The organism is Cryobacterium sp. 10C3 (assembly GCF_034314285.1).
In the GTDB taxonomy this organism is placed as follows: Bacteria; Actinomycetota; Actinomycetes; order Actinomycetales; family Microbacteriaceae; genus Cryobacterium; species Cryobacterium glucosi.
On sequence record NZ_JAVIWF010000002.1, the window covers coordinates 1556754 to 1577725 of the forward strand.

19 protein-coding genes and 3 pseudogenes are annotated in these 20972 nt (G+C 70.1%); all 22 read right to left on the bottom strand.

Features of this window, described 5'->3' with window-relative positions:
- Nucleotides 1–102 precede the first annotated feature (102 nt).
- A complete protein-coding gene (locus tag RGU41_RS08135) occupies nt 103–489 on the bottom strand; it encodes a carbon storage regulator (RefSeq protein ID WP_322135965.1) in 387 nt (128 codons plus the stop codon).
- A complete protein-coding gene (locus RGU41_RS08140; RefSeq protein ID WP_322135966.1) occupies nt 467–1630 on the bottom strand; it encodes a hypothetical protein in 1164 nt (387 codons plus the stop codon). Before RGU41_RS08140 ends, RGU41_RS08135 begins: the two co-directional genes overlap by 23 nt.
- A complete protein-coding gene (locus tag RGU41_RS08145; protein ID WP_322135967.1) occupies nt 1605–3656 on the bottom strand; it encodes a flagellar biosynthesis protein FlhA in 2052 nt (683 codons plus the stop codon). Before RGU41_RS08145 ends, RGU41_RS08140 begins: the two co-directional genes overlap by 26 nt.
- Nucleotides 3653–4863, bottom strand: a pseudogene (locus RGU41_RS20800) (flagellar biosynthesis protein FlhB). The gene RGU41_RS08145 and the pseudogene RGU41_RS20800 overlap by 4 nt, the downstream one beginning before the upstream one ends.
- Entirely contained in the window at nt 4864–5622 is a 759-nt protein-coding gene (locus RGU41_RS08160) for a flagellar biosynthetic protein FliR (protein ID WP_322135970.1), read from the bottom strand.
- Nucleotides 5622–5897 (bottom strand): flagellar biosynthesis protein FliQ, encoded by a 276-nt coding sequence (gene fliQ / locus RGU41_RS08165; RefSeq protein ID WP_134448966.1) that lies wholly within the window; start codon nt 5895–5897, stop codon nt 5622–5624. The genes RGU41_RS08160 and fliQ overlap by 1 nt, the downstream gene beginning before the upstream one ends.
- Nucleotides 5897–6697 (bottom strand): flagellar type III secretion system pore protein FliP, encoded by an 801-nt coding sequence (fliP, locus tag RGU41_RS08170; protein WP_322137320.1) that lies wholly within the window; start codon nt 6695–6697, stop codon nt 5897–5899. Before fliP ends, fliQ begins: the two co-directional genes overlap by 1 nt.
- Nucleotides 6698–6795: 98 nt before the next feature.
- Complete coding sequence (gene fliO, locus RGU41_RS08175; protein ID WP_322135971.1) at nt 6796–7383, bottom strand: flagellar biosynthetic protein FliO; 588 nt, start codon at nt 7381–7383, stop codon at nt 6796–6798.
- An 85-nt stretch (nt 7384–7468) separates the two neighbouring features.
- A pseudogene (locus RGU41_RS08180) lies at nt 7469–8083 on the bottom strand (FliM/FliN family flagellar motor switch protein); the annotation flags it as partial.
- A complete protein-coding gene (locus tag RGU41_RS08185; protein WP_322135972.1) occupies nt 8080–10035 on the bottom strand; it encodes an OmpA family protein in 1956 nt (651 codons plus the stop codon). The gene RGU41_RS08185 and the pseudogene RGU41_RS08180, both read right to left, overlap by 4 nt.
- Nucleotides 10032–10844, bottom strand: coding sequence for a motility protein A (locus RGU41_RS08190; RefSeq protein WP_322135973.1), 813 nt, complete (start codon nt 10842–10844; stop codon nt 10032–10034). Before RGU41_RS08190 ends, RGU41_RS08185 begins: the two co-directional genes overlap by 4 nt.
- Entirely contained in the window at nt 10844–11149 is a 306-nt protein-coding gene (locus RGU41_RS08195) for a flagellar FlbD family protein (RefSeq protein ID WP_134448961.1), read from the bottom strand. Before RGU41_RS08195 ends, RGU41_RS08190 begins: the two co-directional genes overlap by 1 nt.
- A gap of 157 nt (nt 11150–11306) precedes the next feature.
- Nucleotides 11307–12497 carry a flagellar hook protein FlgE gene (locus RGU41_RS08200; RefSeq protein ID WP_134448960.1) on the bottom strand — a complete coding sequence of 397 codons (1191 nt, stop codon included), beginning with the start codon at nt 12495–12497 and terminating at the stop codon, nt 11307–11309.
- Nucleotides 12498–12650: 153 nt separating this feature from the next.
- Nucleotides 12651–13058: a flagellar hook assembly protein FlgD gene (locus RGU41_RS08205; RefSeq protein ID WP_322135974.1), complete on the bottom strand. Its 408-nt coding sequence runs from the start codon at nt 13056–13058 to the stop codon at nt 12651–12653.
- An 83-nt stretch (nt 13059–13141) separates the two neighbouring features.
- The gene (locus RGU41_RS08210; RefSeq protein ID WP_322135975.1) at nt 13142–13741 is read right to left on the bottom strand and encodes a flagellar hook-length control protein FliK; all 600 of its coding nucleotides are present in this window, start codon (nt 13739–13741) and stop codon (nt 13142–13144) included.
- Nucleotides 13738–15219 (bottom strand): hypothetical protein, encoded by a 1482-nt coding sequence (locus RGU41_RS08215; RefSeq protein WP_322135976.1) that lies wholly within the window; start codon nt 15217–15219, stop codon nt 13738–13740. Before RGU41_RS08215 ends, RGU41_RS08210 begins: the two co-directional genes overlap by 4 nt.
- Nucleotides 15219–15935, bottom strand: coding sequence for a C40 family peptidase (locus tag RGU41_RS08220; protein ID WP_134560265.1), 717 nt, complete (start codon nt 15933–15935; stop codon nt 15219–15221). The genes RGU41_RS08215 and RGU41_RS08220 overlap by 1 nt, the downstream gene beginning before the upstream one ends.
- Nucleotides 15932–16366: a flagellar FliJ family protein gene (locus RGU41_RS08225; RefSeq protein ID WP_134448956.1), complete on the bottom strand. Its 435-nt coding sequence runs from the start codon at nt 16364–16366 to the stop codon at nt 15932–15934. Before RGU41_RS08225 ends, RGU41_RS08220 begins: the two co-directional genes overlap by 4 nt.
- Complete coding sequence (locus RGU41_RS08230) at nt 16366–17691, bottom strand: FliI/YscN family ATPase (RefSeq protein WP_134448955.1); 1326 nt, start codon at nt 17689–17691, stop codon at nt 16366–16368. Before RGU41_RS08230 ends, RGU41_RS08225 begins: the two co-directional genes overlap by 1 nt.
- 88 nt (nt 17692–17779) lie before the next feature.
- A pseudogene (locus tag RGU41_RS20805) lies at nt 17780–18424 on the bottom strand (FliH/SctL family protein); the annotation flags it as partial.
- Nucleotides 18414–19448, bottom strand: a complete 1035-nt coding sequence (fliG, locus tag RGU41_RS08240; RefSeq protein WP_322135978.1) for a flagellar motor switch protein FliG — start codon at nt 19446–19448, stop codon at nt 18414–18416. The pseudogene RGU41_RS20805 and the gene fliG, both read right to left, overlap by 11 nt.
- Entirely contained in the window at nt 19429–20919 is a 1491-nt protein-coding gene (gene fliF, locus RGU41_RS08245; RefSeq protein ID WP_322135979.1) for a flagellar basal-body MS-ring/collar protein FliF, read from the bottom strand. The genes fliG and fliF overlap by 20 nt, the downstream gene beginning before the upstream one ends.
- Between the last annotated feature and the right edge of the window lie 53 nt (nt 20920–20972).

Sequence of the window (20972 nt, forward strand, 5' to 3'; positions counted from 1 at the left end):
TTCCGGAACCCCCGTTCGGCACGTCCGCCCAGTTGCGGAAGGAGCACCTTCGTCGACTCGACGAAGGTGCTTTTTCCGTGACTCCGGGGCGGATGGCGCCGCCTACGCCGCCGGAATCGGCGGGTGCGGGACCGGTGGGTGCGTGGCGGACGCGGGCTCCCCGGCTGCGGGGTTACCGGCTGCAGGGTTTCCGGCTGCAGGTGCCGCGATCGGCGGGCGCAACAGGCCGAGGGCCGCCTTGAGGTGTGCCTCCGCGGCCTCGGCGTCCTCGTCGGAGAGGCTCCCGCTCCGGCTCGCGGACAGGTTCGCCTCGATGACCGCTCGGAGCACCTCGTCGCGCTGGATCTTGAGACCGCGCGGGGCGTCGACACCGATGCGGATGCTGTCGCCGCGCACATCGAGGACGGTGATGACGATGTCATCGCCGATGAGGATTTTCTCCCCGGCTTGCGCGTGAGAACCAGCATCATGCCAGCCTAGCGCGGGCATCGGGCGTGTCAGGGAGGCGGGCTGCTGGCGGTCCGAGCGTCGCGGATGCTGCCGGGGCGCCGTCGACCCAGCCGACCGGAATCCCGAGGTCGTCGACGGTTTCCGGGGAGGATGTCGTCGTCGACCCGACCACGGCGACCGCGTCGATCGGAATGATCGCCGCGACCAGCCCGACCCACTCGGCCGTGTCAGAGGGCTTCCGGCCGGCATCCACCACAACCCAGGTCTGGTCCGCGCCGACCATGAGCAGGTCACCGCCGAGGTACTCGCGGTCCCCCGGGGTCTCGCCGATGCCGAAGGCGAGGAAACACGTGCGCCCGCGGGCGACTCCCCCGGCGCGCGCCGCGAGGGCAGAGCGCCGGTCGTCGACGCGACGGGCCCCCTCCGACACCACGGAGCCGGCCACGAGCACCTCGGCGGCCCCGTCCATGGCGGCCATCATCCCGGCGACACGCAGGGTCTCCGCGGGCGCGCCGACGAGCACGACGAGGTCTCCGGGATGGGTGAAGGGTCGCGGCACGGCCGCCGTGCCCGCCCGTCCTGGCAACGGATGCCCGGCCAGGGCCGACAGGGTCGCCGGCCGTTGGCGTGTCCCCGCGTCACGCGGTGCGCCGGCACCGGTCACGGCACCGGTCACGGAACCGGACGGCTCCGGCTCGCGCAGGGGAAGCGCCCCGGACACCCGCTCAGGAACGGGCTCGGCCACCGTGAAGGTGAGTTCGTCCATCAGCTGGGCGAAGCCGGCGGACCCGGTCGAGAGCAGCGGGGTCTGGACCGAGGTTCGCGGCCTCGCGAGGGTTCCCGCATCGTCGGCCCCGTCGGCGTCCTCGAGCAGGGCGAGGATCCCGAGCCGCGCGGCGCGTCCGGGGTGGGCGTCACCGATTCCGTCACCGTCACCGCCGCCCTGATCGTCGCGCTCGAGCGGCACCATCCGCACCGGCTGGGCGTGCGCGGCCCGGCGGCGCCGCTCGGGCACCTCGACCGTGACCTCGTAGTGGCGCCGGGCGAAGAAGCCGCGGATGCCGCCGACCGTGACCCGTTCGGCCGAGACGATGCGGGCATCCGCACCGTGTTCGGCGAGGATGCGTGCCTTCAGTTCCGGAAGCGTCGGACCGTCAAGCTGAAATCGTTTCGGTTCCACGGACCACCCCCACGGTCTCGATGGCGACGTTCGCGGAGGTGACCTCGAGGTAGGACAGCACCGGGAGCCCGCCGGTCTGCGCGGAGACGAGCCGGTGGATCGCCGGGCGGAGGGCAGGGGCGCAGACGAGCACGGCGGTCAGCCCGCTCGCCTCCACGGTGGCGAGCGAGGCCTTGAGCGAGCCCAGGATCGCGTCGATCCGCGCGGGTTCGAGCATGATCTGGGTGCCCTGCTCCGAGGCGCGCATGCCCTCGAGCAGGGACTGCTCGAGGCCTGGCTCGATCATGATCACGCGGAGCAGGCCCTCGTCGAGGTACTGGGCGGCGAGAGCCGGCCCGAGGCCCTGCCTCGCGGCTTCGATCAGGCCCTCCGGGTCTGTCGATGCCTTCGCCCGGAGCGAGAGCGCCTCGTAGATCCGGGAGAGGTCGTTGATCGGGATCTGCTCCATCAGGAGGCCCTGGAGCACCCGCTGCACCTCGGCGAGCGACAGCATGCCGGGGATCAGGTCGTCGACGGCGGCCGGGTTGACCTGCTTGACGCCGTCGGTCAGCACCCGCACGTCCTCCCGGGTGAGGAGACGCGCCGCGTTCCCGGTGACGATCGAGGAGAGGTGGGTCACGAGCACGGACACCCGGTCGATCACGGTCGCTCCGGCCATCTCCGCGCTGTGGCGCATCTCGCTCGGCACCCACTTGCCGGCGAGGCCGAAGACGGGCTCGACGGTCGCGGTGCCCGGCAGGCCCTCGAGGTTGTCGCCGAGGGCGAGCACTTTGCCGGACGGTGCGAGCCCGCGGCCGGCCTCGACGCCGGCGATGCGGATGACGTAGGTCGCAGAGGGCAGTTCGACGCTGTCGCGGGTGCGGACCGGCGGAACGACGACGCCGAGGTCGATCGCGATCTTGCGGCGCAGGGCGCGCACCCGGGCGAGAAGGTCGTCCTGGGCTCCCGAGACGAGGTCGACGAGGTCCGAGGCGAGCAGGATCTCGAGGGCGTGCACCCGCATCGACTCGATCAGGTCCTCAGGGGTATCCGAGCGCACCGGCGCCCGTTCGGCCACGACGGCGGCCGCCTGCCTGGCCTGCTCGCGGGCTTCGCTCGCCTTGATCCGCTGGGAGACGAGCAGCAGGCTCGCCCCGGCGACGACGAACGGGAGGATCGGCATCCCGGGGATGAGCGCCATCAGCAGGGCCGCGCCGCCGGCGATCATGAGCGCGTTGCGGGACTGGGTGAGCTGCGCGGACGCGGTCGCCCCGATGTCGGACTCGGCGTTGGACCTGGTCACGATCATGCCGGTGGACACGGCCATCAGCAGGGCCGGGATCTGGGTGACGAGCCCGTCGCCGATGGTCAGGAGCGAGTACGTGCTCATCGCGTCGGTGATCGACATGCCGCGCTGGATCATCCCGATGCCGATGCCGCCGACGAGGTTGATGATGATGATGATGATCCCGGCGATCGCGTCACCCTTGACGAACTTCGACGCGCCGTCCATCGCGCCGTAGAAGTCGGCCTCCGCTGAGACTTCCGCCCGGCGTTCCCTGGCCTGGGGCTGATCGATCAGGCCTGCGTTGAGGTCTGCGTCGATAGCCATCTGCTTGCCGGGCATCGCGTCGAGGGTAAAGCGGGCGCCGACCTCTGCGACCCGCTCGGCGCCCTTGGTGACGACGACGAACTGGATCACGACGAGGATCAGGAAGATGACGGCGCCGATGATGATCGACCCGCCGACGGCGACCTGTCCGAACGAGGCGATCACCTGGCCCGCGTAGCCGTCGCCGAGCACCAGGCGGGTGGATGCGACGTTGAGGCCGAGCCGGAACAGCGTCGCAACGAGGAGGAGGGACGGGAAGACTGAGAAGTCGAGCGGCTTCTTGACGAACATGGTCGTGAGCAGCACCACGAGGCCGAGCAGGATGTTGACGATGATGAGCATGTCGAGGAGCACGGCGGGGACCGGGACGACGAGGAGCAGGATGATGCCGACGACGCCGATCGGGACGGCGAGCCTGGCGAGGGTGGTCTTCATCGGGAACCTCCGGTGGAGTGAGCGGCGGAGTGGGAGGCGGAGCGTGAGGATGAACCGGGAGCGGACGCCCGGGAGAACACGGGCGTCGCAGCGTGGGCGGCCGGGGTGAGAGTGTGCACGCCTGCGTCCTCGCCGTAGCCGGTCGTGTACCCGGAGCCGCGCGCCGAGCCGCGGGTCTTGAGCGCGAGCACGAACGCGAGCACCCGGGCGACGGCGTTGTAGAGCTCGACCGGGATCTCGTCGCCGAGCTTGCAGGCGCTGTGCAGGGCACGGGCGAGCGGGATGTCGCGCACGATCGGCACCCCGTCGGTCGCCGCCTGCTCGCGGATGCGGAGCGCGATGACCCCTGCCCCCGTCGCGACGACCCTCGGTGCCGACTTGCCCGGCTCGTAGCGGAGGGCGACGGCGAAGTGGGTCGGGTTGACGAGCACGACGTCGGCGGTCGAGACGGACGCGATCATCCGGTTCCGGCTCATGGCGAGCTGCCGGGAGCGGCGTTGCGACTTGATCCGAGGATCGCCTTCCGAGCTCTTGTTCTCGTCGGTGACCTCTTTTTTGGTCATCCGGGTGCGTTTCCGGTTGCGGCGCATCACCACGAAGACGTCGGCGGCGGCGAGCACGAGGCCGGAGACGACGGCCGCCTGCACGAGCGATGCTGCGCCTCCCCTGCCGCGTCGATCAGTGCGGCGACCGGGAGTCCGCCCGCGGTCATCAGGATCGGGGCGAGCCCCTGGATCACCAGGGTCAGCACGACGCCGACCGCCGCGGTCTTCAACAGTGCCTTGACACCCTGCCAGACAGCCTGGCCGCCGAAGGTGCGGCCGAGCCCGGTGACGAGATTGAACTGGTCGTACTTGCCCTCGAGTTTCTTGAGGTGCACGCCGCCCTGGGCTGCGGCACCGATGAGCACGACGGCGAACACGGTCGCGAGCATCGGGGTCAGGGTGCCGGCGAGCGAGGAGAACGCGTCGCCCATCAGCTGCTCGGCGAGTTCGGGGCTCGGATTCGCGACGATCGCGTGCAGTCCGTCGAGCTGGCTGGCGCCGGCCTGGGACCCGAGGCTGATCGTGACGGGGGCGAGGGCGGCGGCGGAGCCGATGCCGATCCACGCGGTGAGGTCCTGCGACTTGGAGAGCTGGCCCTTGGCGCGGACCTCCTTCATCCGCTTATCGGTGGCCTGCTCGGTCTTTTCGCCGGAGTCCGACATCTACTTCACCCCGAGCATGGTCGTGACGGCGGTGTCGGTGAGGGCGGACACGATGCGCGGAAGCGCGACGAAGGCGCTCGCGCCGAGGGTGAGGGTGATCAGGATCTTGAGCGGGAAGCCGAGGGCGAAGGCGTTGAGCGCGGGCGCGACCCGGGTGAGCAGGCCGAGGCCGGCATCCGCGAGGAAGAGCACGACGATGAGCGGTCCTGCGATCTGCACGGCGGAGAGCAGCAGCTGGCCGACGGCGTTCGTTGCGGCCTGGACCGGGGCGGCGAAGTCCATGCCCCCGCCGATCGGGATGGCCGTGAAGCTCCGGGTCAGGCCGCCGATGATGAGCTGGTAGCCGCCGGACGCGAAAAGGAGCGCGATGGCGGTCATCTGGTAGAGCCGGGTGAACATGGCGCCGTTGACCATCGCCTGCGGGTCGAAGCCCTGGGCGAGCTGGAATCCGCCGAATTGGTCGATCAGGTTGCCGGCCGACTGCACGGCGGAGAACACGATCAGCACGAGGAAGCCGAGCATGCCGCCGACGACGATTTCGAGCAGGAGCGCGAGGATGAAGCCGCCGGTGTCCGGGGACACGTAGCCGGGGGTGACGACGGGCGAAACGGCGAGGGCGAGCCCGAGGGAGAGCATGCCCTTGATCCGGAGCGGGAACGCGTTGTAGGAGAACGGCGGGGCGATCACGAGGAAGGCGATGAGGCGCACCCCGGCGAGCATGACGGCCTCGATCCAGGTGAAGTCGAGGGTGATGTTCATCAGCCGCCGCCGATGAGTGTCGGGATCTTGTCGAAGAGCGCGGTCGTGAAGGAGACGATCTCGGAGATCATCCAGTGCCCGCAGATGAGCAGGGCGAGGCAGACGGCGATCGCCTTGGGCACGAAGGAGAGCGTCACCTCCTGGATCTGCGTGATCGACTGCAACAGGGAGATGGCGAAACCGACGACGAGGGCGGTGATCAGGATCGGCGCGGAGAGTTTGCCCGCGACGATGATCGCCTGCATGCCGATGTCGAGGATGGCGTTGGTGTCCATCAGCCACCCCGGTAACTGGTGATGAGGGTCGTGATTATCAGTCCCCAGCCGTCGACGAGCACGAACAGCAGGATCTTGAACGGGAGCGAGATCATCAGCGGCGACAGCATCATCATGCCCATCGCCATCAGGGCGGCGGAGACGACGATGTCGATGACGAGGAACGGGATGAAGATGACGAAGCCGATGATGAAGGCTGCGCGCAGCTCGGAGATCATGAACGCCGGGATCAGGGTGAGCAGGGACACCGCGTCGCGGCTGACCGGGTTGGCCTGGTCCGCGGCCCTGGTCATCAGGGCGAGGTCTTCCTCGCGGGTGTGCGCGAGCATGAAGGTGCGCAGTGGAGCAGAGCCGATCGTGACCGCGTCGTCGAAGGAGAGCGTGCCGTTCAGGTAGGGCTGCAGTGCGTGGTTGTTGATGTCGGTGAGCACGGGCGCCATGATGAACAGCGACAGGAACAGGGCGAGGCCCGCGAGCACCTGGTTCGGCGGGATCGACGGGAGCGCGAGGGCGTTCCTGGTCATCGCGAGCACCACGAAGATCTTGGTGAAGCTCGTCATCATGAGCAGGAGCGCCGGGGCGACCGAAAGCAGGGTGATGCCGATCAGGGTCACGATCGCCGAGGACGGTGAACCGTCCGGGCCGTTGATGTCGACGCTCAGGCCGGTGCCTGCCGCGGGCGTCGGGGTACTCGGCGCCACCGGGTCGACGGGGGCGACCGGGGCGATCGTCGCGGCGTGGCCTGCGCTCGTGGTGAGCAGCACGACGGCGAGGACGATGACGAGCACGAGCGCCGCCATCACGAGGAGCCTGGTGAAGCGCACCCGGTCAGCGCGGCGGAGTGCATCGGAGCGCGGGGCACGGAGCCCGGGCAGGCCGGGGCGCAGGGCGCGGGTGTTCACCGTCCCTGCCGGAGTGCCGCGGCAGTCTGCTGCCACGTCGCCGGCGAGAGGATCGATCCGGCCAGGCGGTTCGGCCGGGAGCTCGAGCCCGGTCCGGACTCGGCGCGCAGGGCTGACTCCGCCGCGCGGGTGCCCCGGTCGTGGCGGGGACGGAAGGTGAGCGGCGCAGGGAGCGTCTCGTCATCGGCCGCAACGCTCGCGGCCGCCTTGTACGCGCCCGTTGCGGTCGTCGCGGCGATCCCCGCGGAGCGTCTCGTGTCCGTGTCCGTGTCCGTGTCCGTGTCCGTGTCCGTGTCCGTGTCCGCCGCGTGCAGCGTGGTGGCGAAGCTCTCCGCCGGGCTCAGCGCGTCGTGCAGCACGGTGACCGACTGTTCCGTGACTCCGAGCACAAACCTGCGGCCTTCCACGTCGACGACGACGACGGATGCCTTCTGGCCGAGGCCCTGCCGGCCCACGACCGACACGAGGCTGGCCTTGGGGCCACGGCGGGTGCCCTTCTGCATGCGGCGCTGCAGGACCCAGAGGAGGCCGACGACGACGGCGAGGGACAGCGCGACGCGGAGGGCGACGAGGAGGGTGTCCACCTAACTCAGGCTCTCGGCGACATCGTAGGATCTGGGTGATCCGCACGGCGTAGTCCTGGTCGACGACGACGATCTCGCCGTGGGCGATCAGGCGGCCATTCAGCAGGATGTCTGCAGGGGCTCCCGCGGAGCGGTCGAGCTCGATCACGGCGCCGGGTTCGAGGGCGAGCACGTCGCGCACGGACATCCGGGTACGGCCGATCTCGACGGTCAGGGCCATTTCGACGCTGTTGATCCGGCCGAGCTTTCCGACGACGGACCGGTTTCCGGTGCGCGGGATCCCGGAGATGGCGCCGTTCTCGCGGAGGCGGATCGCAAACCAGGCGCTCACGACGCCCTCGCTCGCGAGCTCGAAGACGCTCGTGTCGGCATCCGCGAACAGGGACGTGACGTCTTCGAGGCGGGAGGCGCCGAGTACGCCGATGCCGAGGACCGTTGCGGCGCTGTCGAGGGCGGGGCGGAGCACGTCGAGGCTCGAGAAGGCGCCATTGCCGGCTGCTGCGTCGAGGGAGTGCGGGTCGGTGAGGACGATCGCGAGGTCGGCGCTCGTGACGCCGACGAAGGAGGCGACGACGCCGGCGCCGAGCCGGCCGGCGAGGGATTCGCCGGCGCACGGGGTCGCCTCCAGGCGGGTGGGCGTTGGCAGGACCGTGAGCAGGGCCTCGACGAGATTGCGGATGGCGGTCGTGGCAGGGCTCATGGGGACAGTTCCTCGGTGTCGGTGACGATGCAGGCCAGGCGGGAGCCGTTGGATCCGACGGCGGCCCTGGCCAGGGTGTGCCCGTCGACGACGAGGTCGAGCGGGCGGTGCCTGGAGTGCGGGACAGGCAGCAGGTCACCGACGGCGAGGCCGAGGATGACGCTCGGAAGCACCCGGATCGGGCTGAGCTGCAGGGACAGGTCGACGGGCACCCAGGCGAGCTGGGCGTTCAGCTTCTCCTGTTGTTCCTCGGCGGTGATGACCGGGATCGACTCCCCGAGTTGGGGAAGCAGGGTCTCGGCGGGCAACGCGAGGGTGGCGGTCGAAGTCGTCTCGCCGACCCGCATCGAGAACGTCGCGACGATGACGAGATCGCTCGTCGCCGCGGCCTGGGCGAACTGCGAGTTGTACTGGATGCCGCCGAACGAGATCGGCAGGACGAGGAGCGTCCCGAGGGAGTAGCGCAGGTCCTCGAGGGCGTCCTCCATCAGGCGACGCACGAGGGCGAGTTCGATCTGGGTGAAGGTGCGCTCGGGAAGTGGAGGGACCTCGCTGCCACCGAGCATGTGGCTCACCCAGGACAGGGCCGCCGCGGTCGGGAACTGGATGACGGCCTTGGCCGCGAGGCTGCCTACCGGGCAGAGCACCATCGCGGTCGACGACGGCAGCGAGCTCGCGTATTCGTCGTAGCTGCGCATCAGGACGTGCTCGCAGGTGACCTGGGACATCACGCGAACCTTCGCGGTCAGCTGGGTGCCCCACTGGCGCGCGAAGGTCTCGAAGGCGAGCTCGAGGACACGCGAGTGCTCGCGCGCGAGGGTCGTCGGACGTCGGAAGTCGTACACCTCGACCGTGCGCTCGGGCGCTGCGGGCACGCCAATGCTCTTGTGTTCCTGGACCGTCACGACTGCAACTATCGGCCGGTGAATCCGACCGGTAAGCAGTCCGCAGGGAATTCGTTCGAAATCCCGGGCGGGCTGCCCGCGGGGCGACCGCGGGATGCCTGACGGTGTCCGCTGCTTAGGGGCGCCCGCCTGCCCGGCGAGGATCGAGGGGATCAGCGCGCGGACGGCATCCGGTTCGCTCGAAAGCAGGACAACGTCGACGCGGCGATTCTGGGCCATCGCGTCGAGGGTGTCCGCAGTCGTGACCGAACGGGTCGAACCGTAGCCGATCGCGGAGATCCGCTCCCCCGCGACACCGCCGACCTCGACGAACCTGCGCAGGACGCTCGTCGCCCTGGCCGAGGAGAGTTCCCAGTCGGTCGCATAATTCACGGTGACGCCGTGCCGGTCGGCGTGGCCTTCGACGGTGACCTCACGTTTGTCGCCGGCGAGGATCGGCGACATGGCGTCGACGACGGCCGTCGCCTTCGGGCTCAGGGTGGCGAGGTTGGGAGCGAAGAAGGCATCCGTTCCGACGAGCCCGATGGTCAGCCCTCGGGCGTCGATCGTGAACTGCACGATCGAGTCGATGCCCTGCGCGGTGACGGCTGCCTTCAGTGCCGCCTGCACCGAGGAGAGGTCGGCGATTTCCTGGGTCGCGATCTGGAGGTCGGTGAGGGCGGGAGTCGGTGCCGGGGTCGCTGTTGGCGATGGTGTCGCCGAGGCTGTCGCGGCCGACGTCGAGGTTGCGCCCGCCGTCCCGAGGTCCTTCGCGGCCGGGTCGCTGGCGTTGGCGTTCGCGGCCGACACGACGACCCCGGTGGCCGTGTCGATCTTGCCGACGTCGACGGCCCCGAAGCCTGTCGCGAGGGAATTCTTGAGCTGAAAGAACTTTTGCGAATCAACGGAGGACATCGCGAACAGCACGATGAACATGCACATCAGCACGGTGACCATGTCCATGTACGACGCCATCCAGCGCTCGTCGACGTGCTCGACGTGCTCCTCCTCGAGGCCGCGACCTCGACCTCGCCCGCGTCCTCCGCCGTGCCCGCCGCCGGCACTCATGCTGCCTCAGACAGCGGCTTGTCCGCCTTGTCCGCCTTGGCGGCCTTTGCGGCCTTCTTGGCCGGCGCGTTCGGCACCATGGCCCGGAGGCGTTCGCCGAGGAGCCGCGGCTGGCTGCCGGCCTGGACGGCGAGAGCGCCTTCCATCAGGAGGGTCATCCGTTCGACCTCGAGGTCGGAGAGCCGCTTGAGGCGGTTCCCGATCGGAAGCCAGATGAAGTTCGCCGAGACGAGCCCCCACAACGTCGCGACGAATGCGGCGGCGATCATCGGCCCGAGGGTCGAGGGAGTGTCGAGGTTCTCGAGGACGTGGGTGAGGGAGATGACGGTGCCGATGATGCCGACAGTCGGGGCGTAGCCGCCGAGGGTCACGAAGAACTTCGAGGCGTTCCGGCTGAGCTTCGTCGCGGTCGAAAGCTCGTCCTCGAGCAGGATCCGCAGTTCGTCTCCGTCGGTGCCGTCCGCGATGTTCTGCAGCGCCGTGCGCAGGAACGGGTCGTCGATGGCGTCGGCCTCCTGCTCGAGCGCGAGGAGACCCGCGCTGCGGGCCTTCTCGGCGAGCACGACGATCTGGTCGATCACGTCCTGGGGTGGGGTGGTCTTGCCCTTGAACGCGCTGGGAAGCGCTTTGAATGCGTTGAGGGCGTCACTGATGGTTCCGCCGGCGATGCCGACCGCGATCGTGGCACCGAAGACGAGGATCATCGGAGCAGGCAACAGGATGGAGGCGATCGAGGATCCCTCGATCGTGATCATGGCGACCATGGAGCCGAAGGCGAGGGCGATCCCGATCAGGGTTGCCGGATCCATCAGAGCCTCCGCGGGCGCTGCCCGCTGCCCGGTTCGAGCTCGTCTTCGATCGCGTGCGGTCCCGTCGGAACCTCGAGCGACCGGGCGCCGGACCGGTAGTCGCGGTCGTCGGTGAGGGAGGCGAGCGAGATCACATGGGCCCGGAATCGGGCGATCTTCTCGATGATCTCGTCGAGGGTCTCGATGACGATGAACTTCGCCCCGTCGACCATGACGAGGGTCGTGTCGGGGCTGGCGTGAATGCGTTCGATCAGGTCGGGGTTGATCGCAAATTGGCTGTCATTCAGCCGTGTCACAACGATCATGGGGCCCGTCCCTGGCTCACGACGGCCACACCGGCCGTCAGGCACCACTGTCGGTCGCTCCGCGCCGAAGGTTAGCTCGGGGTGTGGGCGGGCAGGCGGATGCCGCCGGCCGGGCCCGCGAAGGACCCGGCGCCGGTCGCGCCTGCGTCTGCCGGGACTACCGCTTGAGGTTCGTCAGCTCGGTCAGGACCTCGTCGGAGGTCGTGATGATGCGGGCGTTGGCCTGGAATCCGCGCTGGGCGACGATGAGGTTCGTGAACTCCTGGGAGAGGTCGACGTTCGACATCTCGAGGGAACCGCTCGTGAGGGTGCCCATTCCGGCGGATCCGGCGGCACCGAGGACAGCGGTGCCCGAGTTCGTGGTCGACCGGTACTCGGACGATCCGGCCTTCTCGAGGCCACCGGGGTTGGTGAAGGTCGCGAGGGCGATCCGGCCGATCGACTGCTGCTTGCCGTTGCTGAACAGCCCGGTCAGGGTGCCGTCCTTGCCGAGGGTGAACGACGTGAGCGAACCTGCGGCGTGGCCGTCGGTGCTCGCGGCAGTCAACGAACTGAGGTTGGCGGCGCCCGTGATCGTGCCCAGGTCGACGGCGACAGTGACACCGTTGACGGTGACCGGCAGGCTGTTCGCAGTCGAGGTCAGTGACCCATCCGCGAAGGTGAGCATCGTGCTGCTCGTCGAGTTGGGAGAAGTGACGGTCCACTTGGCCGGGGCCGCTGCGCTGTACGTGAAGTTGAGTGAGACCTGACTCGCGGCGCCGGTCTTGTCATAGGCCGTGAATTCCCGGCTCAGGGTTGTACCGTCAGCCGCATCCGAAGGCAGGTTTCCGGTCACTGTGGCCGTTGCCGAAGCCAATGGCGGCTGAATTGTGGTGAGTGGCAGGGTGATGGTGCCCAGCGCTCCGCCCTGGTTGACCGTGCCCTTCGCGTCGGCGTTCCAACCCTGCACGAGCGCGCCGGACGGTGACACGAGGCGGCCCTGCGCGTCGAAGTCGAAGGCGCCCGCGCGGCTGAAGAGGGTTTCGCCGGCGAGCTGGGTCACGAAGAAACCGTCGCCGGAGATCATCATGTCGGTTGCGCGACCGGTCGACTGGGTGGAGCCCTGGGCGAAGTTGGTGGAGATGCCGGCGACCTGCACGCCGAGGCCGACCTGGGCCGGGTTGGTGCCGCCGACAACGGTCTGCGGGGAGCCCGCGCCGTGGGTCAGCTGGGACAGGGTGTCCTGGAACTGCGCCGAGGAAGACTTGAACGCCGTCGTGTTGACGTTGGCGATGTTGTTCGCGGTGACATCCAGCATGGTCTGGTGCGCGCGAAGGCCGGAGATTCCGGAATACAGGGAACGAAGCATGGGATGCTGCCTTTCGAAACGGTATGGGTGGAAAGCGTGTGGTGGAGTACGGCCGGGCGGGACGCGCCGGGCGTCAGGTCGTGGTGGTCGCGACGACCGGAGTGGTCGTGGTCGCCGGGGTCGTGACCCCGGAAATCGCGTCGAGCTTGACGCTCACTCCCCGACCGTGACCTGCGGCACCGATCCGGCGTAGGACACGGCGGAGGCGACTCCCGTGACCGAGGTGCCGGCGGCATCCGTGTATGTCACGTTCTGCCCGACCAGGGAGGCGGCCGCGATGCGCATCTGGAGCGAGAAGCTCTCGTCGGAGGTCGTCGACAGGGCCGTGAGCTTCTCCATCATGGAGAGCTGCGTCGTCTGGCTGATCATCTGGTTGGAGTCCATCGGCGAACTCGGGTCCTGGTTCTTCAGCTGCGTGACGAGGAGCTTCATGAAGGCCTCGGAGTCGAGGCTCTGGCTCGGCGTGCGCGAGGTGGTCGACGCGCTGTACACGCCGGCGGTCGCGGTCGCGGCTCCCGTTGCTCCGGCTGCCGATGCGGCCACGATGGCTTCGATCGTCATGGATTCTCTCTTCTCGTGCTTCTCGTGGTTCTTGTGGTCGTGTTCTGGAACAGGTTCTGGGCGGTCATCCGTTGAGCTGTCATTCAGGCCAGCACATCGACAGAGGGGCGGTAGCCGAGGGGTTCGTCCCGGAACGGCGGTCGGACCGCCGTGCCGGACTCCCGGGCGTCGCCCGGTTGGTCGGGTGCCCGCACGGATCCGGGATCCGGACTGGTCCTGGCCTCCTGCCGGCCGGGAGCGCCGAAGGTACCGGAGCCCGCAGCGCGGGAATCGTCGGGCTGGGAGTTCCCGGACAGGTCGAGCCGCGTGTCCGTGCCGCCCTGGGCGAGGTCGCGCCGCAGCTCCGGCAGGATCGCGCGCAGGGCATCCCGCCCGAGATCGGTCGGGGCGAACAGTTCCACCCGAATCGCACTGCCGCCGATGTGCGCCCGCACGATCACGGGACCCAGATTGTCGGGGTTCACGGTGATGGTCATCGCGTGCTCGCCGTTCGCGGCGCCGATCAGGCTCGCGAGGCCGCGGCCGACCTGGCCGGCGAACGGCAGGTCGGCGAGCTGCGCCGCTCCCGGTGTCGCGGCCGAGGCGCCGGCAGCGGATGCCGCGGCGACAGTCGAACTCGCAGCGACCGTGTGCGGGGCGGCCGGGAATGCGGTGCCCACGCTTGTCGGATCGGTGGGAGTCACGGGAGTCGCGGCAGAAGCGAAAGCAGTGCTTGCGGCCGTTGCCGTTGCCGATCGGAATGCGGCGCCAGAGTCGGCGACCGCTCCCCGCGCGAGCCGCCTGCGCCGGCACTGTCTGAACCGGTATTGGCTGAACCACTGCTGTCAGAGCCGTTGCCGTTCGAGGCGTTGCTGACCGAATCGAGGCTGACCGACGCGGCGGCGCGCGAGTCGATGGGCGCCGTGGTCGGGAGGCTCGAGTTCGCGGCGCCGGGAGCGCCAGCGGTCCGGGTGGCTGCGGCGGATGCGCGGCCGGCCAGGTCTGTGAGGCCGGCGGCGGACCCTGCGGCCGCCGCTCCGGTCGGACCCGCCTGACCGTTCGTTGCGTCCGTCCCGTCGGTGGCTGCGCCGGGAGTCGGGGCCTGGACAGCAGGGGCGGTGACGCCGGCACCGCCGGTGGTCGTTCCGGTCACGGCGGCGGCCGCCTGGTTCCCGAGGGCACCGACCGGTGACGAGGAATCGACCGGAGACCCGGCGGTCGTCGCGGTTGCTGTTGTCGAATTCGACGGTGAACCAGCCGCCTGTGCTGCGCCGACCGGAGCCTGCGCTTCCGCGGTGACGGCGCCGGGCAGTGCCCGGCCGAGCGTCGCGGAACCGGCTGCCGCGGAATCAGCGGACGTCGAACCGGAAGAGACCGAGCGTGAGGAAACCGGGCCGACAGCCGAGCTGTCGCCGGGCGCCGCGCCCGAAGTCGAGGCTGCTGTCGAGCCAGCTGTCGTGCCAGAGGTAGCGGCCGAGAGGGACGCCGAATCCGCCGTGAGCAGGTCACGCATGACGGTCGCCTGCGTGTCACTCGCACCCTGCTGGGCCGCTGCCGATCCGGGACCATCGGCCGCTCCGACTGCAGACTGACCCGAAGAGACCCCGGTGCTCATCGATCCCCGGCCGGACGACGGCACGGGTTCCGCCTGGGCATCCCGCTCCGTGCGGGCGCCGCGTGCCGCCCGGGCCGAGCGCACGTCCCTGGCGATCTGCACCGACCGGACCGCGCGCGCATCCTGGGCGTCCCGTGCCGTCTCTCCGGATTTCTGTGTGGACTGCCCTGCGGAGTCCCGGGTGTCCTGCAGCGCAGACGTCCGGGCGGCGGATGTCCGGTCGACTGATGTCCGGACGGCGGCCTGCGCCGAGGACCGTGCTGCGGAAGCGTCCATGCGCTCGCGAGCGGCGGCATCCGCGGCCGAGCGCGACAGGGCCGCCTGGGCCGCCCGTGCGGTCACGGCCTGCGCGTCGACGGAGGCACTCGCGGCCTCGCGACGCTGGGTCGTCCCGGCGTCCCTGGCCGTGTCGAGCGCGGAGGCGAAGCTGCCCGCACTCGTGTTCGCTCCGGAACCCGTGCCGTTCCCGGTCCGGGTCTCCGTCGCCGAGCGTGCGAGCAGGGCCTGGGCGTTGGCCCGGGCGAGGGAGGCGTGCGCGGACACCGCGCTTCCGAAGGAGGCGGCCATCAGGAGGCGCTCTTCATCATCGAGGCGAGGGCGGCGCTGAGCAGGTCGGCGGTGCCGGACGTCGCGGCGGCCTTCGCCGCGGTGAGAGCGGTCGCCGAGGCCGTCGAAGCCGTGCTGGACGTCGCGGGGGCGTCCGGGATCACGCGGCGGATGGTGTCGATGTCGGAGTCCTTCATGTAGGCCTCGACCTCGCAGACCGTGCGGCCTTCGTACGGCGCGTGGATGACCTTGTGGTTTCCGGCGTAGATCAGGATGTGCTCTCCGCCGCCGGTCACGATCAGGTCGCCCGGCTTCGCGTCGGCGAGGGACGCGACCTCGGTGCCGATCTTCATCTGCCCGGAAACGAGGCGGGGAACGGATATGCCCATGTCGGCATAGACCTTCTGCACGAGCCCGGAGCAGTCCATGCCGCTCGAGCTCTTGCCGCCGAAGACGTAGGGAACGCCGAGGTACTTCTGCGCCGCGGTGACGATGTCGGTTCCGGTCACGCTGCCGGTCGCGACGCCCGCGCCGCTCGCCGCGGTCGTGGCCGAGCTGGCCGCCGCCGCGAGGGCGTCGGCGAAGGTCGCAGCGGTTCCGGTGCTGTCGGCCGTCGTGGTCGTCGTGGCTGTGGCAGCGGCCGCGGCCGTCGACGCCGACGCGGCGCTCAGTGCGTCGAATCGCGCGAGGGTGGCCTGGATCGTGCTGATCCGGCTCAGGGCGTCGACCATCGTCATCGGGTGCCTCCGGCCTTGCGGCGGTGCCACCCGGTCGACGCGATCTCGTCGAGCACGGTCTGCTCCGCCCGCAGGTCCTCCGCAGCGACGAACAGGCCGTGGCGGCCCTCGAGCTTTTCGAGCCCGACGGACTCGGCACGCTTCGCGGTGAAGGCGGCGTGCGCGGTCTCAGCGGTCTGCCGGTATTCCCGCCCGAGCGCATCGAGGTCGGCGAGCATGCTCTGCGCCGAGGTGCGCCCGGCCGCGATCGCGGCGAGGGATGCGGTGCCGGTCGCCTCACTGGGCAGCACGGTCAGGGCTGCGGATGCCTCGGCGCGCCTGGCCTCGTTCGAGTTCAACAGGGCGTTGGCCGCGGCCAGTTCCCCGGCGGCGGCGTCCTGCTGCAGGTGGCGCAGCCGGAGGAGTCCGGCGAGGGCGAAGTCGCGTTTCATCAGATGCCTCCGAACAGCCGGGTGAGCCGGGTGAGCTGGTCCCACGCGAGCGGGGCGGACGTCTGGTCGTCCATCCGCTGCTGCAGGAATTCGTTGATCGCGGCCTCGTTCTCCACGGCCGCGTCGACGAGCGGGTTCGTGCCCGGCTTGTACGCGCCGACGTCGAGGAGGTCCTGGGCGTTCCGCCGCGCGGCGAGCACCTTGCGGAGGTTTCCCGCGAGCCGGTTCTGTTCCGCGGTGTTGACCCGGGAGGCCACCCGGGAGATCGAGGCGAGGGCGTCGACGCTCGGGAAATGGCCGAGGACGGCGAGTTTGCGGTCGAGGACGACGTGTCCGTCGAGGATCGAGCGCGCGGCATCCGCGATGGGCTCGTTGTGGTCGTCGCCGTCGACGAGCACGGTGTAGATGCCCGTGATCGAGCCGGACTGGTCGGTGCCCGCGCGCTCGAGGAGGCGCGCCATCAGGGAGAACGTCGATGGCGGGTAGCCGCGGGTTGCCGGAGGTTCGCCGACGGAGAGACCGATCTCACGCTGGGCCATCGCGACGCGGGTGAGCGAGTCCATCATCAGCATGACGTCAGCGCCCTGGTCGCGGAAGGACTCGGCGATGCGGGTCGCGACGAAGGCGGCGCGCAGGCGCATCATGGCGGGTTCGTCCGAGGTCGACACCACGACGATCGACCGGGCGAGGCCCTCTGCACCGAGGTCGTCCTCGAGGAATTCGCGGACTTCGCGGCCTCGCTCCCCGACGAGGGCGATCACGGAGACCTTCGCGTCGGTGCCGCGCGCGATCATCGACAGGAGTGAGGACTTGCCGACCCCGGAGCCGGCGAAGAGGCCCATGCGCTGGCCGCGGCCGACGCTCGTGAGGGTGTCGAGCACGCGCACGCCGAGCTGCAGCGGCGTCGTGATCCGCGACCGCTGCATCGCGGAGGGGCTGTCGTGGTCGATCGAGACGTATTCCTCGACGACGAGGGGGCCCTTGCCGTCGATGGGGCGGCCCATCCCGTCGATGACACGGCCGAAGAGGCCGTTCCCGGTGGGCACGAGGTGCGGGGTCGCGTCGGACCGGACCGGTGCGCCGACCCGGATCCCGGTCATCCGGCCGAGCGGCATGCAGCGGATGCCGTCCTGCGTCGTCGCGACGACCTCCGCGTCGATCTCGGCGTCGTTCCCGATCGCGACAAGGTCGCCGATCGCCGAGTTGAGCCCGCGGACCTCGAGGCCCAGGCCGACGATGGACGAGACCACGCCGACCCGCTCGGGGCGGGCGACGCGGAGGGCGCGCGCGAGGGCAACGGGGCGCGGTTCCCAGGTGAGGGTCATCGGGTTCCCCGAGGAGCGCGGCGCGGGCCCGCTCGAACGCGGTGGAGATCCGGGCGTCGAGGAAACCGTCCGCGAACTCGGAAACGGCGTCGCCGCGGGCGAGCGACGGGTCGGCCTGGAACGTCACGCCGGTCGCGGCGAGGACGGCCGGGTCGATCACGTCGAGGTCTGCGGGGTGCATGCGCACCACGTTCGGCCGGGTCGGCGACGCGGGGTCGAGTGCACGGCGCAGGGCCAGCCGTGCCGCACTCGGCCCGTCACTGATTTGGTAGCCGATCACGGCCTCCGCGAGGTCGAGCGCCGTGGCGAGCAGGGTGCCTTCGGCCTCGTGCAGGACGGGCTGGGTGCGCTCGTCGAGCGCGTGGCTCGCGGCGGTCAGGAGCCCGACCGTGCGGTCGAGCTGCGCCTGGACCTGCGACACCCGGGCGGCGTGGTCGGCCTCGAGGCGTGCGACCTGCGCCGCAATGTCGCTCGCGGCGGCCCGCATGCCCGCCGTGTATCCAGCAGCATGCCCCTGGACCCGGGCGGCCTCGACCGTGCTGTCGCCGGACACTGCGCGCAGGGTCGGGAAGGAGATCGCGGAGAACGGCGGGTCGCCGGCGGTCTCGGCGGCCGCGCGGGCGACCGGGGTGGTCGCCTTTCCGGCTGCGGGCGCGGTTCCGGCGGTGGCTCCGGACGCATCCACGAGCACGGGCTCTGCGTGACGGAACGGGATCGCGGGGCTAGACAACATAAGCGTCCTCGTCCGCACGGGTCACGGTGATGCTGCCCTGGGCCTCGAGGTCGCGGATGGCACGCACGATCGTCGCACGTCCCTCCTCGACCTGGGAGACGCGGACGGGCCCGAGCGCGCGGATCTCGTCGTCGAGGATCTCCCGGTTGCGTTCGGAGAGGTTCTTGCGGATGATCTCGACGACGCCGTCGGTGGAGCCCTTCATCGCGATCGCGAGGATACCGGCGTCGATGCCGCGGAGAACCTGCTGCACGTCGCGGTCCTCGAGGCGGACGATGTCGGCGAAGGTGAGCATCCGGGCGCGCACCTGTTCGGCCAGGGCCGGGTCGCGGGCGTCGAGGGCTTCGAGGAGGGAGCGCTCGGTCGCGACATCCGCCCGGTTGATGATCTCGACGAGCGGCTGGATGCCGCCGACGACCTCGACGGAGTCCCTGGTGGCGCTGACGGCGCCGACGCGGGCCTTGAGCGAGTCGGTCACGACGCGGATCGCCTCGGGCGTCGCCGTTCCCATTCCGGCGATGCACTGGGCGACCTCGGCGGGCAGGCTGCCCTCGAGGCCGGCGATCACGGCGGAGGCGTGTTCCGGCCGAAGATGGGCGAGGACGAGGGCGATGGTCTGCGGCAGTTCGCCGTCGAGAAGGGTGAGCACCTGGAGCGGCTCGGCGGTGTCGAGGAATTCGAAGGCCTTGCCCGCCATCGACGAGGCGACCCGGCTCATGACCCCGGCGGCGCGTTCTGCGCCGAAGGATGCCTCGAGCAGGCCGACCGCGTAGGCGTGGCCTCCGCGAGGGGAGCGTGTGCCGCGCATGGTGAGGTCGTGGAATTCGAGGACCGTGGTCTCGGCGACCTCGGTGTCGACCCGGCGCAGCTGCACCATCTCGGCGGCGATGTCGGCGGCCTCGGCCTCGGTGAACTGCTTCATCACCTCGGACGCACGGTCGTGCTCCATGTTCATCAGAACGATGGCGACCTTCTGGGTTCCGGTCAGGGGGCCTGGGGATCGATCATGCGGGCTGCCGATCATCCATGAGGCCGCGGAGGTACTCTGCGGTCTTCTTCGGGTCGCGCTGGGCGAGGGCGTCGATCTCCACACGCATCCGCTCGGAAGCGGCCGGCGGGGTGAAGGCGGGAACACCGAAGGCGACGGTGGGGCTCGGGTCGATCATGATGGGCGCGATCGGGGTCGTGAGGCCGAACGGAACCGCGGCGGGGGCGAGGGCCGGACGTACCTGGAGCATCTCGTCGACCTCGATCGATTCGCGGCTCTGGCGGCGGGAGCGGCGGGCGTAGAGCAGCATGCCGAGGATCAGGGTGATCAGGATTCCGGCGGTGATGATGCCGATGCGCACGATCTCCCCCATCCGGTCCGCCGAGGTCTGGGCGTCCTGCTGGGCGAGAGCCGCTGATGCGTCTGCGGCGGCCTGGCCGTTGAAGCTCACGACCTCGACCGTGACCGCGTCGCCGCGGGTCGAGTCGATGCCGGCGGCCGAGGAGACCAGGCTGGTCACGTCGGCGACGTTGACGCTGCCGATCGTGTCCTTGTTCACCGCGACCGAGATCGTCTGGCGGTTGACGGCACCGGCCGGGATCGTGCGGGTCTCGGTGACCTTGTTGACCGCGTTGTTCTTCGTGGTGTCCGCCGAGGTGAAGGAGCCGTCGGTGCTCGTTCCCGTCGGTGTCGTCGTCGTGGTCGTGGTGCCGAGCACCCCGGCCGCTCCCGAGGCGCCGGTGCCGGTGTATGTCTCAGTCTTGACGGCCTCGTTGAGGGCGGGAGCGTTCGTCGGCGAGGTGAAGGATTCCTCCACGCGCGAGGCCGACTGCGCGCTCATGTCTGCGGCGACGACGACGGTCGCGTTGCCGGCGCCGAGCACCTTGTCGAGCATGGCCTGGACCGAACCGCGCACGCGCTGCTCGTAGTCGGTGGACTGCTCGGCGCCGGTCCCGGTGACGCCGGTGCCGACGGCCGAGAGCACGATGCCCTTGGAGTCGATCACGGCGACGTCTGTCGGCTTCATGCCGTCGATCGAGGCGCTCGTGAGGTGCACGATGGCCTGCACCTGGTCGCTCGAGAGGGTCACGCCGGTCTGGGTGGCGACGAAGACGGATGCCGTCGGGTCCTGCTTCTCGGACACGAACACGGTGTCCTTGGGGATCGCGAGGCGAACCGAGGCGGTCTTGACGCCCTGCATGGCCTGGATCGTGTTGGCGAGCTCACCCTCGAGGGCCCGCTTATAGGTCACCGACTGCTGGAACTCACTCGCGGTGACGCCCATCTTGTCGAGCAGCGAGTATCCCCCGGTGTCCGAGGTCGGCAGGCCGGCCGCGGCCGCCTTGAGTCGCTCGGCGTAGACATCCGCCTGGGGAACGAGGATCGTCGCACCGCCGTCGCTGAGCTGGTAGTCGACCTTGTCGGTCGCGAGCTGGTCGACGATGGCGCTCGCGTCGGCGCCGGCGAGCCCGGAGAACAGGGCGTGTACGCGGGCTTCGTGGCCCACATCGTGAGCGCGGCGATGCCGAGTGCGAGCACCGCGACGCCGATGATGGCAAC